The following is a 5,598-nucleotide window of genomic DNA, read 5'->3' as shown; positions in this document are numbered from 1 at the left end:
AACAAGGGGGACTTTCAGACGCTGTGGTGTGATCAGTCTGATCCCCCATTATCCCCCTTAACAAGGGGGACTTTCAGTTAATCTGGGGACGTCGCGGACTTTAAAATTACCGTATTTTTCATTGAGGAATTGTTGTATGCCGCTGTATGAGTTTCGCTGTGCAAATTGCGGGGAGTTTGAGAAATGGCAGATGTTGGCGGAGGTGGGAACTCCGGTGTCCTGTCCGCAGTGCGATCGCCCCAGCGAGAAAATTTTTTCACCTCCGAATATTAATTTGAATTCGGGGGGTTTGAATTTGCGGCGGACGGAAAGTAAGGAACCGCAACTGGTGAAACGCGATCGCGAACCGAAATCCCCCCGATACAAACCAAGTCGGTGCGATCGGCCCTGGATGATCGGCCACGGTTGAATCATCTTGTAGCTGAAAAGTAGGGTGTGTTCCGGGGGTAATACTCATCCCGATTTTGGTTGGACAGCACCCCCCGGAACGCACCATCATCTCTCTCAATGGTGCGTGCCCCTCTACATCTACCTCTATTCTATTGGTTGTCAAGCTCAAATTTAATGACTACAATGTGAAATTGTCACCAAGTGGTCAACTGTTAACAATCCGATGAAACGTACAAATCTGGCAAATTCTATCCCAGACGATTATTTTAGCAACTGGCTTGAATATTGCGAAAAAAATAGAAAAAATCATCTAAAATATTTGGGAAAAATTGAGAGAATAACTCCGACAGAAGCTCAAAGAATTCACCATTCAGTCCAAGAGTTTCAATTGGGAGAAGCCAGCGAAGGCTTGCAGTTAATTAAACACGCCCAAAGGTGGAGCCAGAAAATTGATAATCCTGATTATATAAAAATTATCAAACTTTTTATCGGGGAAGAAAATCGTCATAGCCGTTATTTGGCAGAATTTTTAAAAAGTCAGAATTTAACTTTAGGAACAGAATCTTTTACCGACAAAGCTTTTCGTGCCATTCGTAACTCATTTGGACTAGAAATGTCAATTCGAGTTTTGGCTGCGGCTGAGATTATTGCCACAATTTACTATCCTTGCCTAAGGATGGCTACCTCCAATGAATATTTAAAATCAATTTGTCTTAGGATTACTGAAGAAGAAATCGAGCACGTTAAATTTCAGATGCAGAATTTGGCAGCATTAAATATTGAAAAGAATGAGATTTTGTTTCGCTTCTCTAACCTTCTACACCTCTTTTTTATTCTGGGAACGAGTATCATGATTTTACCCATTCATTCACCCGTAATTCAAAGCAAATATGGAAACAACCCCATCAATTTCTTGAAAGTTGTTATTGGCGAAACAAAAAAGTATTTGTCATTAATCAAACAGTTGAGAGAACGGCTGATTTTACCGTGATAATTCCAGATGAGTTAAAGCCGATCACACTGCTATATCAAACACCTACATTATGCCCTTTGACAGTTTGTGTAGGAACGTCGCCAATTAAAAAGAGGTTGAAATGAGATTAAAAGTCAGTGAAAATGGCTTGGTTATTCCCCCATCTTTTAGGAGAGGTGAGTGAAGGTTATCATCGATACTAAAGTTTGAAGCCGCTTCAGAAGATGGCACCCAGGAATCATAACTGTTTAAGCGGACATGATCTAACTCATCAAATTTTTGACATACTGTGCGATCGCGGGTTGCAGTGTTAACCCTGATGATTTTTCGAGGAAATTCCGTTTTTTCAGGGATTGTATCGCCTTCAAAAAATCCGAGTCTGATAAAAGTTCGGGGGGGTTTTTGCCGATCTCTACGGGTTGCTCTTGGTTTGCCAACCACCGGATGAGGATTTGCTCGGATTCTGACAGGCGTTGATAATGTTGTTTGAGGATGGGTTCCAAGTCTCCCAAAAATAGGGTGGGATAGGAGAGAAATTGCCGGACGCTACCGTTAAATAAATCGAGAATAGCAGTGGCAATTATATTTAACCATAAAGGGTTGCTGTTGTAAAGCTCGATCAGCCGCGACCATTGATTTTTGTCTCGGAGTTGTCTGGCGGTGAGGAGTTGGCTGGCTGATTCCCCCAAGCCGGAGAGTTGTAGCGTTTTGCAGTGGCAGTCTTCGGCTTCTAGGGTGGCGATTTCTAGGGGTTGTTCCCAACTCAGTAGCAACAAACAACTCTGATGGTAAAATCGCCCAATTTCGTCGATGAGGCGCCCATAGTTTTGGTATTCTTGCCGATAATTTCCGACGCATTCACCCGGGTTTAAGGTTTCTTGTAAGTCATCGAGGATGATTAAGCAACGGTGGTTTTGCAGGTGGTTTAAGATGGAAGTTCTGGAGTTTAAGTGGTTGATGATTGATGGGTTTTGGGTGGGGGGAGGTGGGGCGATAAATTCGATGATGTGGGTTTGCAGGGCGTTCAGGGTGGGGAATTTTCGATGGCTACGCCACAGGATGCGATCGAAGTGGTCTTTGATGTCTTCTACCAGTCGTCTGGCGAGGGCGGTTTTACCGATACCTGACAATCCGGTGAGGGTGACAATGCGGCAATTTTCCGTCAATATCCACTGCTTGAGGGTGGCTAATTCGTGGTTGCGATCGTAGAATCGAACATTTTCCGGGGCTTGGCTGAGGTCGTGGCGGGGTTCGGATGGGTTCCTGGGGGCGGGCGATCGCTTTTCGGGTTTTTCCCAATGATTGTATGGGTCGTTACAGAGATTTATTTGATTGCCAATAAGTAACCCATCATTGTAGTAAGAGAACACCCCATTTTCGAGGAGCGATCGCACATTCTTTTTTCTGACATCTTCTCCCAACAGATCCGACAAAAGTTTCCATAATTCCGATGCCGACTTTCTCACATGGTCGTTGGTACAGTGGTATTCTTCTGCGATCGTCTTGTATCCTTTCCCTTCCCACGCACCCTCCAAAATAGCCCGTTGCAGCGAGTCCAGATGCTTCCCCGTCCTGTCAAAAATCAGATGATCCGTCCACTGCAAAGCTTCTTGCATCTCCATAGCTTCTCAACCCAGTTATAGTGTGTCCTCCTCTGACCCCCCATTATGTCACATTATCCCCTGTTTTGCCACAAAATATCACAATTTTACTTTTCTTTACTTTTAAATCGTTGATCAAGACCCCCTTAAATGCCACTTTTATGGTCTTGACGAATGATAAATAAGTTAAGAAGATAAGAAGCATGATTCAATCCTGCCCTGACTTCATCAGGATTAATTTTTGTGAAGTTCGCAAAGGAAGTATTATGACAACCCACTCCGCTTCGGGCGATCGCATTGTCGTTGGCTATATCACCGGTAAGCATGGTCAATACGAAGTGTTTTATAGGAAAAATAAAGATTTGTACTTTCACAATTCGGCTGGAACTGTAGGGACTGGCTTTCGGGTCACTTCTAATGGCAATTATGCTGCCCCGGATGGAACGATTTACCATAATAATCCCAGTGTCATTTCTGCCATTCAGAATCGATACAATTTGGGAAAATATAGATAGTTAAATTAAGGAAATTTAAAATATAATAGATGTAAATAAATGCGACCCAAAATTCCACATTCTAGTAATCTTTGAGGATCAACTTATGCAATACGAGTACAGTATCAAAGTCGCTGATGTAGAGAAAGTGAATACAGAATGTAATGCAATGGGTCAACAAGGTTGGGATCTGGTAACTGCTTTCCCCTATTCGAGGGTTAATTGTTGCAATCAATCTGTTCCGACTGTTGTTTTAATTTTCAAAAAATCTGTATGAGTTGTTTTCATAAAAGTCGTGATAGCATCAGCCTTGGAAATCTAAAAACGCCTGCTTTTTCAAATTTTATTGAAAATTTAGGCATGACCCCTTTGCTGGCTCATCATCCCGCTTGCAAGTATCATCACAATCACATTATTTGGGTTGGAAACTTACCCTTCTGTCTGGGTTGTTCGATGATGGGTTCCGGAATGATTGTAGGAATTATGCTGATTCCTTATTTGGGAATTTTAAAGGATTTACCGTTTTTTGTCTTACTTTCTCTAGGGGTTTTACTTTATATTCCGGCGATACTCCAAATCTGGATTCAGCAAAAAACTTACAAAATTCTAGCCAGATTTTTTTTGGGAGTTGCAGTCATTTTTCTCTGCTATGCGGGTTTGTGGTTGACTCCGAACTCGACGATTGGATGGATTTTAAAGCTGGGGTTTATCACAATTTTTTATATCGTTTGGCATCTCACGTTAAGGTTGCGATCGCAATATTCAAAGTCTCCTTGCCAAAATTGCCCGGAAGGACGCTTTCCTCTCTGCTCATACACAACGCATCGAATTCCTAAATTAGCCCAACAATATTTTTTAGAATCTGATGGAACCAACTCAGAAGCCGATGAGTTTGTCACGGCATTACAGTCCGTATATTCCCAACCTCAAAAAGACACAATCTCAAGCTAAAGGAGCATTTTATGATGACGGGTTAACGGGAATGCGATCGCATAGTGTTACAGCCCTATCTCTACAATCTTTTGACTGTTGTAAATTCTTGAAACTCTGAAGGAAATACCATCATGCTTTCTGATATTATCACCGAAAACGGCTTGGACTTAGGCATAGCTACGGCTGGGAACGACTCTATTATCATGTCTCAGCTTCCCTCAGACCAAACTGCCTATTTCAGTGCATCACCTTTTCCAGATGCGATCGCACTTTTAGAGGGAGACGATTCTGCACTGAATGACAATACTGGAAGGATTTTCTACGGCAACCAAGGAAATGACACCATGACTGGGGGAGGCGGAAACGATACCCTCTTTGGCGGTCAAAATGATGATTTCCTCGAAGCTGGAGGTGGCAACAGTATTTTGTTCGGCAACTTGGGTAATGACAACCTGAGTGGAGGGCCGGGAAATGACAGTCTGTATGGCGGCGCGGGTAATGATGTGGTGATTGGAGGCTCTGGAAATAGCATTGTCTCCGGTGATAAAGGATTAGACACTTTAACAGGTAGTGGTGGCGCCAACCAATTTATCCTAGCATCATCGGGGGCTGACCGGGATGTGATTACTGATTTCCAACCCGGTATCGATAAGATGAGTCTCCCCGCAGGTGTTACCTTTGCTGATTTAGAGGTTCGGGGTTCTGGTGGAAATACAGAAATTCTCCGCAATGGTGAAGTTGTAGCAATTCTAAATGGTGTGATTTCTTCTTCCATCAGTAGCAATGACTTTATCACAGCCGGACAAGAAACGCCACCTCCACCGCCGCCACCAACCCCCGTTGAAGATCCGCCACCGCCCAATAATTCGACCCTTGCAGAAGCCAGTGAATTGGGAGTATTAACTGAAGATGGCTTGGTACTTCAAGATTTTGTCGGCGATGAAGATACTTATGACTATTATCGGTTTACACTTCCAACTAATGGTCAATTCAGTGTGGAATTAGGTAGTGTAACTGAATCAGCAAGAGTTGAACTGATTAAAGATTTCAACAATAATGGAGAAATTAACGAAGGGGATGGTGATATTTTAAGTACAAGTAGCAGAGCTGACTCAGATTCTAATGCCACAATCAGTAGAGCAATTCAGGGAGGCACTTATTATGCAAGAGTCTATCCTGCCTTCTCTTCTGGCAATACCAACTACGA

Annotated in this window: 6 protein-coding genes; 4 read left to right on the top strand and 2 right to left on the bottom strand. The window is 43.0% G+C overall.

The genetic code is table 11. From position 1 onward, the window contains the following. The first annotated feature begins 136 nt into the window (after positions 1-136). The gene (locus LKE08_RS13020) at positions 137-409 is read left to right on the top strand and encodes a zinc ribbon domain-containing protein (RefSeq protein WP_324704661.1); all 273 of its coding nucleotides are present in this window, start codon (positions 137-139) and stop codon (positions 407-409) included. 204 nt (positions 410-613) lie between these two features. Beyond that, complete coding sequence (locus LKE08_RS13015; RefSeq protein WP_324704660.1) at positions 614-1,381, top strand: ferritin-like domain-containing protein; 768 nt, start codon at positions 614-616, stop codon at positions 1,379-1,381. 245 nt (positions 1,382-1,626) lie between these two features. On the opposite strand, the gene LKE08_RS13010 is transcribed toward LKE08_RS13015, so the two are convergent. Beyond that, a complete protein-coding gene (locus LKE08_RS13010) occupies positions 1,627-2,985 on the bottom strand; it encodes an NB-ARC domain-containing protein (protein ID WP_324704659.1) in 1,359 nt (452 codons plus the stop codon). 125 nt (positions 2,986-3,110) lie between these two features. Then, positions 3,111-3,419 carry a hypothetical protein gene (locus tag LKE08_RS13005; RefSeq protein WP_324704658.1) on the bottom strand — a complete coding sequence of 103 codons (309 nt, stop codon included), beginning with the start codon at positions 3,417-3,419 and terminating at the stop codon, positions 3,111-3,113. A gap of 312 nt (positions 3,420-3,731) precedes the next feature. Here LKE08_RS13005 and LKE08_RS13000 point away from each other — a divergent pair, with 312 nt between their 5' ends. Beyond that, a complete protein-coding gene (locus LKE08_RS13000; protein ID WP_324704657.1) occupies positions 3,732-4,409 on the top strand; it encodes a hypothetical protein in 678 nt (225 codons plus the stop codon). 113 nt (positions 4,410-4,522) lie between these two features. Beyond that, on the top strand, positions 4,523-5,598 hold a 1,076-nt coding region (locus LKE08_RS12995), incomplete at its 3' end, for a pre-peptidase C-terminal domain-containing protein (RefSeq protein WP_324704656.1).

Origin of the sequence: Lyngbya sp. CCY1209 (assembly GCF_035615495.1) — a bacterium.
Taxonomy (GTDB): domain Bacteria; phylum Cyanobacteriota; class Cyanobacteriia; order Cyanobacteriales; family Microcoleaceae; genus Limnospira.
Note: the sequence above shows the minus strand (reverse complement) of the source record. Positions and strands in the feature narration are given on the sequence as shown.